The sequence below is a fragment of the Skermanella rosea genome, assembly GCF_016806835.2.
GTDB lineage: Bacteria > Pseudomonadota > Alphaproteobacteria > Azospirillales > Azospirillaceae > Skermanella > Skermanella rosea.
Window position 1 is genome coordinate 493,686 of sequence record NZ_CP086111.1, and the last position, 15,747, is coordinate 509,432.

17 protein-coding genes are annotated in these 15,747 nt (G+C 66.9%); 7 read left to right on the plus strand and 10 right to left on the minus strand.

The annotated features are described in order from the left end of the window. Positions 1–53: 53 nt before the first annotated feature. A complete protein-coding gene (locus JL101_RS02320; RefSeq protein WP_203096907.1) occupies positions 54–638 on the minus strand; it encodes an LOG family protein in 585 nt (194 codons plus the stop codon). A 298-nt stretch (positions 639–936) separates the two neighbouring features. Between JL101_RS02320 and JL101_RS02325 the strand changes: the two genes are divergently transcribed. After that, positions 937–2,013 (plus strand): LysM peptidoglycan-binding domain-containing protein, encoded by a 1,077-nt coding sequence (locus JL101_RS02325; RefSeq protein WP_203096908.1) that lies wholly within the window; start codon positions 937–939, stop codon positions 2,011–2,013. 32 nt (positions 2,014–2,045) lie between these two features. Here JL101_RS02325 and JL101_RS02330 read toward each other — a convergent pair whose 3' ends face one another. Further along, positions 2,046–2,480: a hypothetical protein gene (locus tag JL101_RS02330; protein ID WP_203096909.1), complete on the minus strand. Its 435-nt coding sequence runs from the start codon at positions 2,478–2,480 to the stop codon at positions 2,046–2,048. 198 nt (positions 2,481–2,678) lie between these two features. On the opposite strand from JL101_RS02330, the gene JL101_RS02335 reads away from it, so the two are divergent. The 3 genes from JL101_RS02335 to JL101_RS02345 are packed head-to-tail and all read left to right on the plus strand — an operon-like array spanning position 2,679 to position 4,837. Then, the gene (locus JL101_RS02335) at positions 2,679–3,371 is read left to right on the plus strand and encodes a phosphatidylserine decarboxylase (RefSeq protein WP_228435253.1); all 693 of its coding nucleotides are present in this window, start codon (positions 2,679–2,681) and stop codon (positions 3,369–3,371) included. Between the two features lies 1 nt (position 3,372). Beyond that, positions 3,373–4,221, plus strand: a complete 849-nt coding sequence (gene pssA / locus JL101_RS02340) for a CDP-diacylglycerol--serine O-phosphatidyltransferase (protein WP_203096911.1) — start codon at positions 3,373–3,375, stop codon at positions 4,219–4,221. A 10-nt stretch (positions 4,222–4,231) separates the two neighbouring features. Further along, entirely contained in the window at positions 4,232–4,837 is a 606-nt protein-coding gene (locus JL101_RS02345; RefSeq protein WP_203096912.1) for a CDP-alcohol phosphatidyltransferase family protein, read from the plus strand. A gap of 28 nt (positions 4,838–4,865) precedes the next feature. Here JL101_RS02345 and JL101_RS02350 read toward each other — a convergent pair whose 3' ends face one another. From JL101_RS02350 to JL101_RS02365, 4 genes are all read right to left on the minus strand, one after another. Next, positions 4,866–5,135 (minus strand): hypothetical protein, encoded by a 270-nt coding sequence (locus tag JL101_RS02350; RefSeq protein WP_203096913.1) that lies wholly within the window; start codon positions 5,133–5,135, stop codon positions 4,866–4,868. A 2-nt stretch (positions 5,136–5,137) separates the two neighbouring features. Then, positions 5,138–5,380 carry a hypothetical protein gene (locus JL101_RS02355; RefSeq protein ID WP_203096914.1) on the minus strand — a complete coding sequence of 81 codons (243 nt, stop codon included), beginning with the start codon at positions 5,378–5,380 and terminating at the stop codon, positions 5,138–5,140. Between the two features lie 18 nt (positions 5,381–5,398). Next, on the minus strand, positions 5,399–5,740 hold the full coding sequence (locus JL101_RS02360; RefSeq protein WP_203096915.1) for a cupin domain-containing protein: 342 nt from the start codon (positions 5,738–5,740) through the stop codon (positions 5,399–5,401). 103 nt (positions 5,741–5,843) lie between these two features. Further along, positions 5,844–6,755: an MBL fold metallo-hydrolase gene (locus tag JL101_RS02365; RefSeq protein ID WP_203096916.1), complete on the minus strand. Its 912-nt coding sequence runs from the start codon at positions 6,753–6,755 to the stop codon at positions 5,844–5,846. Between the two features lie 138 nt (positions 6,756–6,893). On the opposite strand from JL101_RS02365, the gene JL101_RS02370 reads away from it, so the two are divergent. Beyond that, positions 6,894–9,668 carry an ATP-binding protein gene (locus JL101_RS02370; protein ID WP_203096917.1) on the plus strand — a complete coding sequence of 925 codons (2,775 nt, stop codon included), beginning with the start codon at positions 6,894–6,896 and terminating at the stop codon, positions 9,666–9,668. 20 nt (positions 9,669–9,688) lie between these two features. Here JL101_RS02370 and JL101_RS02375 read toward each other — a convergent pair whose 3' ends face one another. From JL101_RS02375 to JL101_RS02385, 3 genes are read right to left on the minus strand one after another with little or no spacing between them, the layout of a single operon-like run. Further along, on the minus strand, positions 9,689–10,108 hold the full coding sequence (locus tag JL101_RS02375; protein WP_228435458.1) for a Shedu anti-phage system protein SduA domain-containing protein: 420 nt from the start codon (positions 10,106–10,108) through the stop codon (positions 9,689–9,691). After that, positions 9,999–10,367, minus strand: a complete 369-nt coding sequence (locus tag JL101_RS02380; RefSeq protein ID WP_203096919.1) for a hypothetical protein — start codon at positions 10,365–10,367, stop codon at positions 9,999–10,001. Before JL101_RS02380 ends, JL101_RS02375 begins: the two co-directional genes overlap by 110 nt. After that, a complete protein-coding gene (locus JL101_RS02385) occupies positions 10,333–10,698 on the minus strand; it encodes a DUF4258 domain-containing protein (RefSeq protein ID WP_203096973.1) in 366 nt (121 codons plus the stop codon). The genes JL101_RS02380 and JL101_RS02385 overlap by 35 nt, the downstream gene beginning before the upstream one ends. Positions 10,699–10,921: 223 nt before the next feature. Here JL101_RS02385 and JL101_RS02390 point away from each other — a divergent pair, with 223 nt between their 5' ends. Continuing rightward, entirely contained in the window at positions 10,922–11,248 is a 327-nt protein-coding gene (locus tag JL101_RS02390; RefSeq protein WP_228435254.1) for a catalase-related domain-containing protein, read from the plus strand. 403 nt (positions 11,249–11,651) lie between these two features. Here the strand turns inward: JL101_RS02390 and JL101_RS02395 are convergent, their stop codons facing one another. After that, complete coding sequence (locus JL101_RS02395) at positions 11,652–14,093, minus strand: SIR2 family protein (protein ID WP_203096920.1); 2,442 nt, start codon at positions 14,091–14,093, stop codon at positions 11,652–11,654. 469 nt (positions 14,094–14,562) lie between these two features. Here JL101_RS02395 and JL101_RS02400 point away from each other — a divergent pair, with 469 nt between their 5' ends. Continuing rightward, positions 14,563–15,726: an iron-containing alcohol dehydrogenase gene (locus JL101_RS02400; protein WP_202683720.1), complete on the plus strand. Its 1,164-nt coding sequence runs from the start codon at positions 14,563–14,565 to the stop codon at positions 15,724–15,726. Positions 15,727–15,747 lie beyond the last annotated feature (21 nt).

A 15,747-nucleotide genomic window follows, 5' to 3' on the forward strand; every position in this document is an offset into this window, starting at 1 on the left:
CCCGCAGCGATCCCGCGTCGCAGGCCCGCCGCCCCGGCCGGGCCGCTACCGGATCACAGCCACTTGGTCTCCGGCTTGATCACCGGTTCCGGCTGGAGCGACAGGGCCGGCAGCACGTCCTCCACGCGGGTCACGACGCTGAACAGCTTGCGGTGGGCCGGCTGGGCGAACCCCTGGGCGATCATGTGGTCGAGCAGCGCCTCGAACGGGTCCCAGTAGCCGTCGATGTTGGCGACCACCACGGGCTTGTCGTGCAGGCGGAGCTGCTTCCAGGTCAGGATCTCGAACGTCTCGTCCAGCGTGCCCAGCCCGCCGGGCAGGACGACGAACGCGTCGGAGCGGTCGACCATCATCCGCTTGCGGGTGTGCATGCTGTCGACCACCAGCAGCTCGGTCAGGCCGGTATGCTCCACCTCGAGCACCTGGATGTGCTCCGGGATGATCCCGACTACGGGTCCGCCGGCCGCGATCGCGGCGTCGGCGACGATCCCCATCAGCCCGACCCGGCCGCCGCCGTAGACGAGCTGGCGCCCGCTCTGCCCGATCAGCGTGCCGAGCAGGTGCGCGGCATCCTTGTAGGTATCGCTGACCCGGCTCGACGAGCCGCAATAGACGCAAATCGAATTCAAATCCTTCATTCCATCACCCTTACGGACCGCGGCGGCCGGAACCGGGCATGGCGCCTGCCGCCGGCGGTCGATCCGTCCGCGCTTCCCAGCCTCTCACGGCGGAGCCGCCGCGCCAAGTGCAACCATGACGATCCGCCGCATCCCCTGGCACTCATGCGTGAACAGACCGGCTCGACGGATGGCCCGGCATGATTTAGACCGATGAACTTCGGCTGTTGACGTAACTTCTATGCATCCTGATCTACACCGAATAGACTTTGCGGCGGACGAGGGTCGGATCGTTCGGGGAAGAACAAGCGGGACGATCGTGAAGAGAGCGCTCATAATCGGTGCCGTCGGCGTAGCCCTGCTGGGCACCGCCCTGGCCTTGACCTGGCTCGACCAGACCGGTGAATCGCTGATGGACGCGGCGCCGCCCGCGGCCGTGAGGCCCGATCCCGGGCCGTCCGTTTCCGCCGCGGCGCCCGCTCCCGAACCGGCCGCGCCGCCGGACAAGGATCCGGAGCCGTCCAGGCCGGAGCCCCGGCCCGGCGCGCCGCCCAGCTTCGACGTCGTCAGGATCACCCCGCAGGGCAACGCCGTCATCGCCGGGCGCGCCGAGCCGCATTCCACCGTGACCGTGCTCGACGGCGGCCGGACGATCGGGCAGTCGGTCGCCGACCAGAGGGGCGAATGGGTGCTGCTCCCCGACAACCCGCTCGGCCCGGGGGGCCGCCAGCTCAGCCTGTCGGCGCTGGCACCCGACGCCGAGGCGCCGGTCGGTTCCGAGGACGTGGTGGTGCTCGTGCTGCCCGAGGCGACCCAGGGGGCGGGCCAGGGAGCGGGCCAGGGAGCGGGCGGCGCGATCGCCCTGGCGGTGCCCCGGGACGGCGTCGGCGCGTCGGCCGTCCTCCAGGCGCCGTCCGCCGCCGTCCCGGCGGCCGCGCCGCGGCCGGCCGGCGGCGTGTCGATCGACGTGGTCGATTACGGGGCGGACGGGCGGGTGAACATCGGGGGACGGGCGCCGCCGCGAACCCGCGTCCAGGTGTATCTCGACAATCTGCTGGTCGGCCATGCCCAGTCCGGCGACGACGGCCGCTGGGCCCTGACGCCCGAGCAGCCGGTGCGGCCGGGCCGCTACGCCCTGCGCGCCGACCAGGTGGCCGAGGACGGCAAGGTCGCCGCCCGCGCCGAGATCCCGTTCCAGATGGCGGAGCAGGCCGCGATGCTTCCGGCCGGCCAGTCGGTGGTGGTCCAGCCCGGGGCGAGCCTGTGGCGCATCGCGCGGCGCACTTACGGCTCCGGCGTCCGGTACAGCCAGATCTACGAGGCGAACCAGCAGCATATCCGCGACCCCGACCTGATCTATCCGGGCCAGATCTTCAACGTGCCCCCGACGAACTGACGGGGCCGGGCATCGGATCACAGGCCGCCGGATCACAGATAGTCGGACAGGATGCGCAGGTAGGGCCGCACCTCCTGGAGGAACAGCAGGGTCTCGAACACGACGCCGGTGACGTCGAGATGCTCCTCCGCCTCGGACTCGCCGATCACCAGGATCTTCTGGCCGTCGTCGAGCACGAAGCAGGCCCGTTCCAGGTGCTGCGACGCCCGGAGGATCGTCAGCACGTCGCGGCGGCGCTCGGGCGACTGGGCGGTGTAGGGAACCCAGCCGATCTCCGCCCAGATGCGAAAGCGCATGCGGTCGCCGACCGGCGTCGTGGAAACCTGGAACAGCAGGTCGTCGATCACGAAGCGCTGGTTCGACGCCGGCGGGGCCGTGGCGATGCCGAGCAGGCCGTCCGGGGTGACGTGGACGGTCCCCAGCCTCAGCGGCAGCGCCGCCTGGGAAACTTCGACGAGAGCCTGCATCCTATCCGCTCCGCTGTGGAAATGGACCGCGCAGGGCGCCGCCGGGGGAGCATCCTGGGCCCTTCCGCCTTAATTTCGGGTAAAGGCACCGGGGTGCGGCGGCGGAAGTGGTTTGCATCGGGCCTCCGGTGTCATAAGTATCGGTGTCCGCCCAGCCCGCTTTCCAATCCAGACCAGCGCAGGAACCAGCTTCCGACCATGTCCGCTCTGCAATCCGTCGTCGTTCCGATCAACCGTGCCGGTTGGCCCTTCATCGCGCTGTTCGCAGCCGCCACGGCCGTCCTGGCCTTCGTCGCCCAGCCGCTCGGCTGGATCGGGGCGCTGCTGACCGCCTGGTGCGTCTATTTCTTCCGCGACCCCGACCGGGTCGTGCCGGCCCGCCCGGGATTGCTGGTCAGCCCGGCCGACGGGACGGTGCAGATGATCGTGCCGGCGGTCCCGCCGCCCGAGCTGGGCATGGGCCCCGAGCCGCGCCTGCGCATCAGCATCTTCCTGAACGTCTTCAACGTCCACGTCAACCGCACCCCGGCGGCCGGCACGGTCGAGGCGGCGGAGTACCGCAAGGGCCGCTTCCTCAACGCGGCGCTGGACAAGGCGAGCGAGGAGAACGAGCGGATGGCGATCCGGCTGCGGCTGGACGACGGGCGGGAGATCGCCTTCGTTCAGATCGCCGGGCTGGTGGCCCGGCGCATCATCTGCCACCTGAAGCCGGGGCAGGCGGTGGCCGCGGGCGAGCGCTACGGCCTGATCCGCTTCGGCAGCCGGACCGACGTCTACCTGCCCGACGGCGTCCATCCCCAGGTGATCGTCGGCCAGACCACGATAGGGGGAGAGACCGTGATCGCCGACCTGAACTCGACCGAGCCGGCACGGCTGGGGGAGGTGCGCTGACATGACCGCCCGTCCCGAACGCGCCCGCCGCCGCAACCGTCCGCCCCGCCTGCGCGGCCTGTCGATCAACCGGCTGCTGCCCAACATGCTGACCATGCTGGCGCTGTGCGCCGGCGTCACCGCCATGCGCTTCGCGATCCAGGGGAGGTTCGAGGCGGCCGTGGTGTCGGTCATGATCGCCGCCGTGTTCGACGCCCTGGACGGCAGGATCGCCCGGCTGCTGAACGGCCAGAGCCGGTTCGGCGAGGAGCTGGACAGCCTGTCCGACGTCGTCAGCTTCGGCGTTGCGCCGGCCATCACCCTGTACCTGTGGGTCCTGGCGGGAGCCGGCACGCCGGGCTGGATCGCGGTGCTGGCCTTCAGCGTCTGCGCCGCGCTGCGGCTCGCCCGGTTCAACAGCAAGCTGGGCGACTCGGACCTGCCGCCCTACGCCTACAACTACTTCACCGGGGTCCCGGCGCCGGCCGCCGCGGGGCTGGTGCTGCTGCCGCTGGTGATCTCGTTCGAGGCCGGCACCACCGTGTTCGGCCACCCCCTGTTCGTGGGCGTGTGGGCCGCCGCCATCGCCCTGCTGATGGTGAGCCAGTGGCCGACCTTCTCGTTCAAGGGGATCCGGGTCCCGCAGAAATACGTGATCCCGCTGCTGGCCGCGGTCGGGCTGCTGGCCGCGATGCTGGTCAGCACGCCCTGGCTGACCCTGGCCCTGATCGGCCTGGCCTATCTGGCCAGCCTGCCGTTCAGCCTGCGGCAGTACCGCCGGCTGCGCCGGGAGGCCGAGCGCCTGCACGGGGCGGCGCACCAGGACCCGGAGGACGAAGGGGAAGCCGCCGGCGAGCGGCCGGCGGACTGACCGGCCCGGGATGCTCGACGCCCGCCTGCGCCGGCTGATCGACCCGCCGCTCGACCGCGCCGGCGCGGCCCTGGCCCGCCGCGGGGTTCCCGCCGACGCCGTGACGCTGGCGGGGTTCGCCGTGGGGGCGGCGTCCTTCCCGGCGCTGGCGGCGGGAGCCTACGGCTGGGCGCTGGCGCTGATCCTGCTGAACCGGGCGATGGACGGCCTGGACGGCGCGGTAGCCCGCCATGCCGGGGCCACCGACTTCGGCGGCTACCTGGATATCGTCTGCGACTTCCTGTTCTATTCGGGCGTGGTGTTCTTCTTCGCGGCGGGCCGTCCGGAGGACGCGCTGGCCGCCGCCTTCCTGGTGTTCAGCTTCGTCGGCACCGGCTCGTCGTTCCTGGCCTACGCGATCCTGGCGGCCAAGCGGGGGATCACGACGGAGATCCGCGGCGCCAAGTCGCTCTATTATATCGGCGGCATCACCGAGGGGACCGAGACGATCGCGCTGTTCGCCGCGATGTGCCTGTTCCCCGACGCTTTCCCCTGGCTCGCCTGGGGCTTCGGCGCCCTGTGCTGGCTGACCACCGGGGCGAGGATCGCGGCGGCGGCCCGGACCTTCCGTCCCTGACCGCCCAGCCCCCGAACAGCCCGCCCCCTCACCCGGCGACGCAGTTGTAGGCCGAGACCTTGCTGTCGCGGGACTCGTTCCGATAGCGCTCCACCACCGAGGCGGCGCGGCCCCACTGGCGGCAGAGGCCTTCGGCCTGGGCGTCGACCGCATCCTCGGGCCGCCCGTCCTCCGGATGGCTGATCGTGACGGCGGCCGGCAGCCGGACCGGCGGCTCGTCCGGCGTGCCGCAGCCCGCCAGGCCGGCGGCCGCGAGCAGCAGGAGCCCCGCGGGACCGAACGCCGTCAGGCTGCCCACCGTCAGGCCCCCTCGCCGAAGGACTCGCCGGCGACCTCGACCAGATCGCCGCGCCGCTCCAGGGCGTCGACCACCGGCTGCCAGTCCTGCCCGGCGGGAAGGTCGAGCGTCACGGTGGTCAGGCCTTCCTCGCCGGAGTGGCTGCCGGTGCTCCGCGCCTCGCCGAACCGCTCGCCGATGTCGCGCAGGACGGAGCTTTCGAGCCCCTCGTTCCGCTCGCCCTCGTAGCTGTAGATGATCCTCATCCGAACTCTCCCGGCCCGCTATTCGCGGCCATGGACCTGCGCCGGGGGGCTGGTCGCCTCGACCGCGGTGAAGGGCTCCAGGATCTTGTAGGAATGCTTGGCGCCCTTCGGCACGGACCAGCTGTCGCCGGGCTCCAGCCTGACCATCTGGCCCTCGATGTGAAGCTCCGCGCTGCCGGAGATCACGTACCCGACCGTCTCGTAGTCCCGGGCGGAGGGCTCCTTGGCGTCGGCTTCGGAAGGCTGCTCGCCCTCCCAGAGGCGCATCGACAGGGTCTTGCCCGACGCCAGGTATTTCTGGCCCATCTCGCCCTTGGGCGAATCGGCGGAGTGGACCTTCATCACGGTGGTGTCGGCCATGGTGCTCTCCCTTGCCTCGTTGCGTCCGATCGCGGCCGGCCCGCGGGGCCGGCGCTCCACCCCACAACATCGCCGGCAGGGCGAGGTTCCCCGGCCGCCCGGCTCATCCCACGGCGACCCGGTCGAAGTCGGCGGCGACGCGGACCCGGCCGAACCCGGCCCGCGCCTCCGCCTCCACCGCGCCGGCGGGATAGCGGGCCGACTGGTGGTTCAGCCACAGCTCGCCCACGCCGGCGTCGCGGGCCAGGCCGGTCGCCTGGCCGACGGTCAGGTGGCTCCGCGCCTCGGCCTTGTCCCGGTCGGCGTCCAGGAAAGTGGCCTCGATCACCAGCAGGTCGACGCCCCGGACATGCTCCAGTAGGCCGGCGGTGCTGCCGGCGTCGCCGACCACCGCGACCCGGCGGCCGCGCCGCTCGGGACCCGTCACTTGGCCCGGCTCGACGCGCCGCCCGTCCGGCAGGACGACCGCCTCGCCGCGGGCCAGCCGCCCCCGCGCCTCGCCGGCCGGCACCCCCAGCGCGTCCAGCCGGTCGGCGAGCAGGTGCCGGCGCGGGGTCTCCTCGAACAGGAAGCCGAAGCAGTCCGGCGCCACGTGGTGGACCGGGAAGGCGGTCACGGTCAGGTCGCGCGCGGCCAGCAGGGGGCCGGGCGACAGTTCCCGCCAGTCCAGCCCCAGTCGGGGCGGGCCGTCCGGCCAGACGACGTCCTCCAGCAGGCGCCGGGCGAGACGGAGCGGCGCGCGGCCGGCATGGATCGCCAGCCGCTCCGTGCTCCGCCACAGGTTCAGCGTCCCGGCCAGCCCGCCCAGCCCGAGCAGGTGGTCCAGGTGCCCGTGGGTCAGCAGGACGGTGTCGAGCCGGCGGAAGCCCAGCCCGCTCGCCATCAGCTGGCGCTGGGTGCCCTCGCCGCAGTCGATCAGGAAGCGCCGGCGGCCATGCTCCACCAGCAGGGAGGACAGGCCACGGCCGGCCGAGGGAACGCTGGCCGCGGTGCCCAGGAAGGTGATCTCGAACATGGCGCGGAGATTAGCATAACCGCACCCCTGGCCCGGCGCGCAGTTGCGCCCGCCGGGCCGCTACCCCACAATCACGCCTGCAATCTTGGGTGACTGAACGGTCGGGCTGCCACCGACCGAAGGGACGGGCGGCGTAGCGTGATTCATTCCTGGTGCGTAATCCTGCTGGTCTGCGCCGTCTTCGGTATCGGCGGGTTCGGGTTCGTGCTGAGCACGGCCGGGGAGCCGGGGCCGTACGAGGGCGCCGGGCTGGCCGTCACGCTGGCCGTGCCGCCGGTCCTGGCGGGCTTCCTGGCGTTCCGGACCGGGCTGGCCGCGATCGGCCGGCTGTTCGCCTCGCGGACCGACACCGAGCACGAGCAGATCGTCATCCGGATCCTGCTGGTCAGCCTGATCCTGGCCTATGTGCTGGTCCTGGTGCTGGTCGAGGGGGCCGCCGGCCACCTGGTCCGGTCGGTGCTGATCCTGCCCACCGTGTGCGCCGGGTCCTGGCTGCTGCTGGTCCACCTGATGCTGGAACCGGGGCCGTCGGTGCCGCGCCGGGTGGTCGGCAACCTGCTGGACATGTCGATGGTCAGCGCCTTCCTGCATGTCGGCGGGGCCATGGCGGCGCCCTGGTACCTGATCTATCTGTGGGTCACCTTCGGGAACGGCTTCCGCTACGGCCCCCGCTTCCTGATGTCGTCGGCGGTGCTGGGCGCCGCCGGGTTCGCCTGGGTGATCCACGTCACGCCGTTCTGGCTGGAGATCCCCCACGTCGCCTACGGCCTGCTGGCGGCGCTGCTGGTGCTGCCGGCCTACGTCGCCCGGCTGATCCGGCAGCTCACCGAGGCCAAGGTCCAGGCGGAGGCGGCCAACCGCGCCAAGGGCCGGTTCCTGGCGACGGTCAGCCACGAGCTGCGCACGCCGCTGACCGCGATCATCGGCATGGGCGACATGATGATGGGGACGAAGCTGGACGGCGAGCAGCGCGAGATGGCGGCCACCGTCAACGCGTCGGCCAAGCAGCTGCTGTCGCTGATCACCGACGTGCTGGATTTCTCCCAGCTGGAGGAGGACAAGCTCACCATCGATTCCGGCCCCTTCGACCTGCACCGCGTGCTGCACGCCACGCGGCTGATGCTGCGCGGGCAGGCCAGGGCGAAGCGGCTGACCCTGCGGCTGGTGGTCGGCGCCGACGTGCCGCGGACGGTGGTCGGCGACGGCAGGCGGCTTCAGCAGGCGCTGACCAACCTGATGGCCAACGCCGTCAAGTTCACCGAGACCGGCGACGTGACCCTGTCGGTGCGCGTGACCCGGTCCGTCCACGAGCGGGCCGGGCACGGCGCGGTCCTGGAGTTCCGCGTCTCCGACACCGGCATCGGCATCGCGCCGCAGCACCTGGACCGCATCTTCGACCGCTTCACCCAGGCGGAGGACGACATCAACCGGCGCTACGGCGGTACCGGCCTGGGGCTGGCGATCTCCCGCCAGCTGGTCGAGCTGATGGGCGGCACCATCGGCGTCGCCAGCGAGCTCCACCGCGGCAGCGAGTTCTGGATCACCCTGCCGTTCACCGTCCCGCACCCCGGCCGGGCCGCCGGCGCGGCGGCACCAATCGGCTGCCCGGTCGAACCGTTGCCGGTCGATTCGCTGCCGGTCGATCCGCTGCCGGTCACGGCCGGATCGCCGGACCGGGTCGCGGCGATCCGCTCGGCCCTGGAGGAGGAGAGGGCGCAAGGCAGGATGGCGGGCCCGGAAACGGACGGCATCGCCGACGCGGTGGACGCCGGGGCGCGGCTGTCCGCGGCGCTTCGGGACGACTCGGCGCTTCCCGTGCTGCTGATCGCGCGCGACGCGCTGGACGATCCGGCCACCGCGCTGGAGCCCTGGCTGGAAAGCGCCGACGGCATCGAGCGCGCCGTCGTGGTGCTGGTCGGCGCCACCCCGCTCGAGGCGACCCGGCGCGCCCGCGGCTGGCGGGCGGAACTGGTGCTGAGCTGTTCCGACGGGCCGGGGCAGGTCCGGCGCGCGCTGGACACGGCGCGGTCGCTGGCCGCGGCGGCCGCCGGCGCGTCCGGTGCCGGCGGCGGCGACCCGGCGCCGTCAGGGCGGCGCTGCCGCATCCTGGTCGCGGAGGACAACGCGATCAACCGGCGGGTGATCGAGAAGATCCTCCAGCGGGCGGGGCACGAGGCCGTCTTCGCCGCCGACGGGGACGAGGCGCTGGACCTGCTGGACCGCAGCCGGTTCGACATCGTCCTGATGGACATGAACATGCCGGCGGTCAGCGGCCTGGACGTCGCCCGGATGTACCGCTTCACCCATACCGACCGGCCGCACCTGCCGATCGTGGCGCTGACCGCGGAGGCGACCGAGGCGGCGCGGCGCCAGTGCGCGGAAGCCGGCATGGACGCTTTCCTGACCAAGCCGGTCGATCCCGGCGCGCTGTTCGCGACCATCGCCCGGCTGGTCGACGGCGGGACCCAGGCCGCCGCGCCGGTTCCGGTCTGGGCCGTTTCCGCCGCCGCGACCGGTCCCGCGGCCCTTCGGAGCGGGACGGAACCGGCGCCGGGACAAGCGCAGGGCCAGGACGAGCCGAGCATCGACACCGCGGCGCTGGACAAGCTGCGGTCGGTCGACGACGACCCGGCGTTCCTGGCCCAGATTGCCCGCGAGTTCCTGAGCGACGCCGAGGAACTGGTCGGCGAGCTGGAGCACGCCTGGGCGTCCGGCGACCTCCACGCCTTCAAGGACCATGCGCATTCCTTGCGCAGCAGCGCGTCCTATGTCGGCGCGGCACCCATGGTGCGCCTGCTGCTGTCCTGCCGCGACCTGTCGCGCGACGAGCTGGCCGAGGAGGGATACCGGCGGGTGAAGGACATCCAGGCGGAGTTCGTCCGCGTGCGGGCGGCGCTTCGCGAGCTGGCGTGACGGCGGGACCGCCGCCGCCCTCAGGAAGATTTCTCCGCCAACCGGCTATCCTGCGCCGCGAACTGCTCGGCACGGATGGCTCGCCAGACGTCGAGCGCGGCGAAGATTTCCGTGTACAGGTCGTCGTACGTCCAGAATCGGATCGGGCATGCGGCGATCGTCGTCTTTTCGCTTCGCCAATGCAGCCGTGAGCTGTCGGTCGGTCCCAGGAAGCTGCTTCGTCCGCAAACCGTCAGACAGGTCTCTGAAACATAGTCCGACCCGAACACATTCTTGTACAAGTTGCTGTGCTGATTGTCGTTCGTGGCCCACCTCCAATCGGAAACCTGGCTAAAGGCGTGCTGAAGCTCGCCCCCCCCAATCCCTGAGTTGGGCGGAGCCCTTTTTTCGACTGAAGATGCTGTTGGGTGATCCGCCGTCGAACTCGACCAGCACGAAATGCTTGGCTTTTGCCGACCCCACCACGAGGTCGCCTCGAAAGGCACCCTGAAGCATAAACTCGTGCTTATACCGGTCCGGCTGTCCCTTTCCAGCCGCGAGTTGTATCAACAAGCAAAGATCCTTGCGCGCCTTCAGTTCCGTGACGACCCTGTTCTCCGGAAACTCGGCATTCTGGTCGAGCCAAGCCTTGTATTCATCCAACTCTTTTTCTGCGCGGGCAAAATCAAGTCTCGTCTCGATCAAAAGCCTGTTCGGCATGATTGGGAAATTCGCTCGTGCGCATCGCCGTAAGCACGGTTATCGAAGCGCCATCTCCTTGGGTCACGATACGAACATCACCCATGCGGAGAACCGTATGGCCGCTCTTGTCGTCCACCCGACTTACGGAACCCTCCGACAGGGCCTGCAGCACATCCGCCTCGCTGATGTTCCTCAGCCTTAAGGCGTGAAGCGCATTGCTGGTGAAGCGGACTTCGCACTTCCGGTCACCCGGCTTTTGTGTTGCCTGCGCCATCGCCGATCCAGTCAAAAACCGTCTGCGCATGTTCTGCTTATCGGGACATTCGCTCGAAGGGGACGCCGCGATCATGCTCCATATGATCTCGGGGGCGGCAAGTTTGCAATGGATCAATGAACGGGCGCTTCGGCTTTGTCGGGGTCGCCCCGCTCTACCCATCCTTGCCGATAGGCAGAGGAAAAAAACTGGCCGGCCGCCACGGGTAGTCCGGCCGGCTACATCCGAGCTGTACTGTGACCCGCTGGACGATACCAGGATTCGCCCTGACGGCTTCCCGCTTCGCCATGCCAGCGTCATGACGTTGAACCTGCTGGAGCGCCGCAACGGCTCTGTCCATGCGCGCGGCCGATTCGACACCATGATGGACTGGGAACGAGACGACCTGATCCTGAACATGGGCACGCTGCTGGGCCAGTGCGAACGCGACGTCCAGGAACGGATGATCTGGCACTTCTTCCTGGTCCATGACGATTATGGCCGCCGCGTCGGCGAAGTGCTCGGCATCACCGCCGACGACGTCTGCAACTTGCCGCCGCCGCCCAAGCAGGTGCTGATCGACGAGGACAAGCACCGGCTCCAGAACCTGGGCAACAACGGCGACAAGATCGACCCCACGGTGTGAGGTCAGTGAACCAGTTCCGTGAAGAACCGCAAGGCCACGGCCGAGGAGGTTCGGAGCGAAATGAAGGGTTCGTAGCAGGGAATGCGGCACGACCAGGCCGCCGAGTAGGCTGGCTGAAAGCGGTTGGCCTCTTTCCCGAAGCGGGGGAAGTGCATGATTAAGGGTTGGGGAAAACTTGAACTGTTAGTGGGTAAGGTCATGTCCGCGAAATGTCAGCTTTCCGCAGGAGCGGACACTCCAGCGGTACCCAGAGGTTGGTGCTCACCCCGCACACTGGGCGCACTATCTCAAACCCGCTGAATTCAAGCACAAAGATTTAGGTTTGAGCTTTCTTGTACTATTTTCGAGGTTCTGTGCAGTCAAGTGAATAGGGTGATAACTAATAATGGTCTCTATGCTCACATCAAGTGAGTGCTTTGACCGCACCTGCGAGCCGATTTCGCAATTCGGGAAGGTTCCTAAAGCGGTCAAGGTGCTTGAAATTCGCAATGCTGCGAATAGCAGCCTCGATAATTTTCTTCAGGGATTTCTTCTGTTCTTGACTTAAGGTATGCGAATGCCTATCTACGATTTCCGCATAAATCCGCATTACGGAAAGCGGGTGATAGAGATCGTCATTTTTCCTCGTCAACACCAACTGCAGCAATGATATGGCATCTTGTTCGCGGCTGCCATCCGCGCTGACGCCAGTCTCCCGTGACTGCGTCAACAGCACCCGAGCCTTGTGATTGTCGATCTGATAGGTGTCCCAATTCGTACGACGCCGGGCCAAGCCATAGGCGTTTTCGATGAAGCGGAACGAAATGTCAAACTGCCCGTTGTTCATGGTGCATATTGACCGCTGAACCCAGAACAACGGATCGTCAGCGGCAAATGACAGTAATCGACAGTCGTCATAGAACTTTTCGATGATCGGGTTTTCACGGTCGCTTTTGATAATCCGTCCATAAACCGAGAATTTCAAAAGTCCTTTTGCCATCTTAACAAGATCATGCTCGCTGGCGAAATGGTTGTGGACCGAGATCAGTCCACGCTTCACTACGGCAAGGATGGTTTCAAGATTGAAGACACGCTTGAGGATGAATTCAGCCAGTGCCGTAGACCGAATGCTGACATCGCCTTTGTCGATCAGAACGAGACTGCCGAGTTCGTGCTCGTTTAATGAGGCCCTCAGGTCCTCGAAAGCGCCGGAATAATCGAGCAATTCGGAGAGGAGCCAGACCTGTGACAGATCCTGGTATCCCGCCTGGGTCAGGACCGCACTGAAAATAATGATGTGCTGCGCGCCCTTGTCGAGTTTCTGGATATTGACCAGAAGCTCTTCCACCCTGCTGTGCAGGGCGCCCGTCTCGTAAAGGCTAAGGACGATATCACGCAGCTGGCCGCCGCAGGTGCGCTCCACAAAGTGCAGCTTTTCTGAGGTTGAAAGGTCCGAATAGTTCCCAAGGAGGCCGTTGACAGTGAGGTACTCAACCATTCGCTGCGTCTCGTCGCGTAGCGGGCTGTCGAGGTCGATTTCGATGGATGTCACGTCCGCGAGGCGAGATTTCACCGCGGAAGCCGATGTGTCGAGGAAGATCGTTCGAACGGTGGCCAGGACAACAATGCTGCTTTTCCTCATTCTTAAGATCGCAGTCGGCAGTTTGGGGAACCGCATGACATCGTCGAAGATTAGCAGCGCGGGCTCGTCCAGTGCTTGCAGATAGGCAAGAACGTCGCCAATATTGTTTGGCTCTCGCTGGAATTTAAAGACGCGGTAGTTCTTCTGGGCGTATAAATATCCAATCTGGTACGAAAAAACTGTCTTGCCATTACCGATGTCACTGTTAACCAGGATGGGAATATTACCGGATGCATGATTGCCGGCGCGAGCATAAGCTCGTCGGCTACGCGATATTGTATACGATCCTAGTTCGCCGGAAATATCGGCTTGCGACAGTTTGTCCAAATCCAGCGACCCGGCGATAAGAAGACGTTCGATGTCGGGCGCCGAGATAGATGCCGTAACCTTTGGGGTAAAGAATATCTCCTGCATAGCGACGGGAAGCGCCGTGTAGGATTTGACGGGTTCTCCTGGCCGCTTCGTTCCCAAATGGGTGGCCAAGGCCGAAAGTCCGATGGGATGCGCCGTTCCAAACTTGTTCATGCGCGTAAGGATCGGCTGCTTCGTGCTGGGGCGGTTCACAAAGTGGATCTTTCGCAGGACTTCGGGAGGCATGAGACCAAGAAGTCTGCGGATGTCGATATCAGTCAGCGAGAACCCGACGAAGATGACGCTTGAAGCAGCGAGCACGTCGTCGTGGAAGGCGCGCATCCACGGAGATTTCAGAAAGGGAGAGTTATCCCGCTGCCGCTCCGTTAACAGGAATGTTGCCGCGAACTCGTGGGCCGACGCTCTGCCTATGTTGCCATAAATGTGCAGGAGTTGGGTCGTCCCGGGTATTGGCTGGCTTACCGGGTCGTTCGCACCATGCGTCGTGACTGGCTTGCGGTTGTCCGCGCAGATCGTCTCGATGACGTCGTCGTAGTTGGTCGTGTATATCCTTCTCCAAGGCTGGGTGACGATGGTCGCTTGATCGTCCGAATATGCTTTGGTCCGGAAGTTCGAATGCAAGGCAATGACGGTTGCCTCGTCGCCGTGGACTTTTTGGAATTCCTCCGCCGCAGTGTCCAGATCATATCCATCCGACGAAGTGATATCTACTTTGCCGAGCAGATAGCTGATCAGCGCTGTGACGTCCTTGATGTCTTCATCATTGGTGTTCGTGGCTTCGGCGGAAAAGCCAGCGCCCAAGAATAGGATGGATGTGCCGGCTTCAATTGTAACCGTTGCGGGCAGATTCATCGTGCTGAGCACCCCAAAAAAATTTACTCTAGAGGGAAGCACATTGCATGGTAGTTTCGCAACATCGATGAAATTTTTTTAGATTTAGAATGGCCGGATTTTATCGCGTGAGCTGAGTTCTCCCAAAAAAAGAAACCGCGCTGCTGATGTTTCTCAACTTATCAGAGAAAGATCTTAGTGTCGTGTCTGGGATGGTTCAGAAGCAATCATCCGTGCTTGGGGCTTCAGCCGGTCCATAAGGATCAATGGCCGAAAGTTGTTAATTTCCCGTATCACCTGCGGCTGACACCCTCGCCGTGCTCTGCCCGCACATCGTCCCACAGCTAGGCCCCGCGTCCGCCACTCTCAACCCCTCCCACCCCCCCCCCCCCCCGCCCGAACGATCCACCGACTGCCGGTTGCCCCGCCCCGACCCCCGTCGTACAAATACCTCCAGACAGGACAAAAAGTCGCGGGAGGAACGCACGACATGATCGCCACCATCGCCATGCCCAAGCTGATGCTGATCGGCGGCGGCTCCATCGGCCAGGTCGCCGATATGCTGGGTCGCCTGGGCATCCGGCGCCCGCTGATCGTGACCGATCCCTTCATGCGCGACAGCGGGGCGATCGCCCGGCTGACCGATCCGCTGAAGGCGGCCGGCATTCCGTTCGAGGTGTTCGCCGACACCGTGCCCGATCCCACCACCGACGTGGTCGATGCCGGTGCCCGCATGCTCTCCGGCGGCGGGTTCGACGGGATGATCGCGCTGGGCGGCGGCTCGCCGATCGACACCGCCAAGGCCATGGGCGTCCTGGCCGCCAATCCCGGCCGCATGCGCGACTACAAGGTGCCCAATCCGATCCCCAACGAGGGCGTGCCGCTGCTCGCCATCCCGACCACCGCCGGGACCGGGTCGGAGGTGACCAAGTTCACCGTCATCACCGATACCGAGACCGACGAGAAGATGCTGATCGCCGGCAACGGCGTGATCCCCCAGGGCGCCATCGTCGATTACGAGCTGACGCTGACCTGCCCCTTCCGCCTGACCGCCGATACCGGCATCGACACGCTGACCCACGCGATCGAGGCCTATGTCAGCCGCAAGGCCAACCCGTTCTCCGACAGCATGGCCTTGGCCGCCATGGCCCGCGTCGCGAAGCACCTTCGCACCGCCTGCTTCGAGCCGGACAACCGCGAAGCCCGCGAGGGGATGATGCTGGCGGCCAACCAGGCCGGCATCGCCTTCAGCAACGCCTCGGTCGCCCTGGTCCACGGCATGAGCCGCCCGATCGGCGCCCATTTCCACGTGCCGCACGGCCTGTCCAACGCCATGCTGCTGCCGGCGGTCACCGCCTTCTCCCTCCCCACGGCGACGGCCCGCTATGCCGACTGCGCCCGCGCCATGGGGGCCTGCGCGCCCGACACCGACGACGAGCAGGCCGGCATCGCCCTGCTGGGCGCCCTCGTCTCCCTCAACGCCGACCTCAAGGTGCCGACCCCGCAGGCCTACGGCATCGACGAGAGCCGGTTCATGTCGATCCTGCCCCTGATGGCGGAGCAGGCGCTGGGCTCCGGCTCGCCGGCCAACAACCCGCGCGTGCCGACCGCGGAGGAGATCGTCAGCCTCTACCGCGACGTCTACGCGGCCTGACCGGAACCGGAGAAGGGGAGG

Bases quoted from the DNA above. Each gene is read 5' to 3' on its own strand.
- JL101_RS02390 (WP_228435254.1), top strand. From the start codon at position 10,922: ATGACGTTGAACCTGCTGGAGCGCCGCAACGGCTCTGTCCATGCGCGC.
- pssA (WP_203096911.1), top strand. From the start codon at position 3,373: ATGACCGCCCGTCCCGAACGCGCCCGCCGCCGCAACCGTCCGCCCCGC.
- JL101_RS02365 (WP_203096916.1), bottom strand. From the start codon at position 6,755: ATGTTCGAGATCACCTTCCTGGGCACCGCGGCCAGCGTTCCCTCGGCC.
- JL101_RS02355 (WP_203096914.1), bottom strand. From the start codon at position 5,380: ATGAGGATCATCTACAGCTACGAGGGCGAGCGGAACGAGGGGCTCGAA.
- JL101_RS02385 (WP_203096973.1), bottom strand. From the start codon at position 10,698: ATGATCGCGGCGTCCCCTTCGAGCGAATGTCCCGATAAGCAGAACATG.
- JL101_RS02345 (WP_203096912.1), top strand. From the start codon at position 4,232: ATGCTCGACGCCCGCCTGCGCCGGCTGATCGACCCGCCGCTCGACCGC.
- JL101_RS02320 (WP_203096907.1), bottom strand. From the start codon at position 638: ATGAAGGATTTGAATTCGATTTGCGTCTATTGCGGCTCGTCGAGCCGG.
- JL101_RS02400 (WP_202683720.1), top strand. From the start codon at position 14,563: ATGATCGCCACCATCGCCATGCCCAAGCTGATGCTGATCGGCGGCGGC.
- JL101_RS02335 (WP_228435253.1), top strand. From the start codon at position 2,679: ATGTCCGCTCTGCAATCCGTCGTCGTTCCGATCAACCGTGCCGGTTGG.
- JL101_RS02395 (WP_203096920.1), bottom strand. From the start codon at position 14,093: ATGAATCTGCCCGCAACGGTTACAATTGAAGCCGGCACATCCATCCTA.
- JL101_RS02380 (WP_203096919.1), bottom strand. From the start codon at position 10,367: ATGCCGAACAGGCTTTTGATCGAGACGAGACTTGATTTTGCCCGCGCA.
- JL101_RS02360 (WP_203096915.1), bottom strand. From the start codon at position 5,740: ATGGCCGACACCACCGTGATGAAGGTCCACTCCGCCGATTCGCCCAAG.
- JL101_RS02330 (WP_203096909.1), bottom strand. From the start codon at position 2,480: ATGCAGGCTCTCGTCGAAGTTTCCCAGGCGGCGCTGCCGCTGAGGCTG.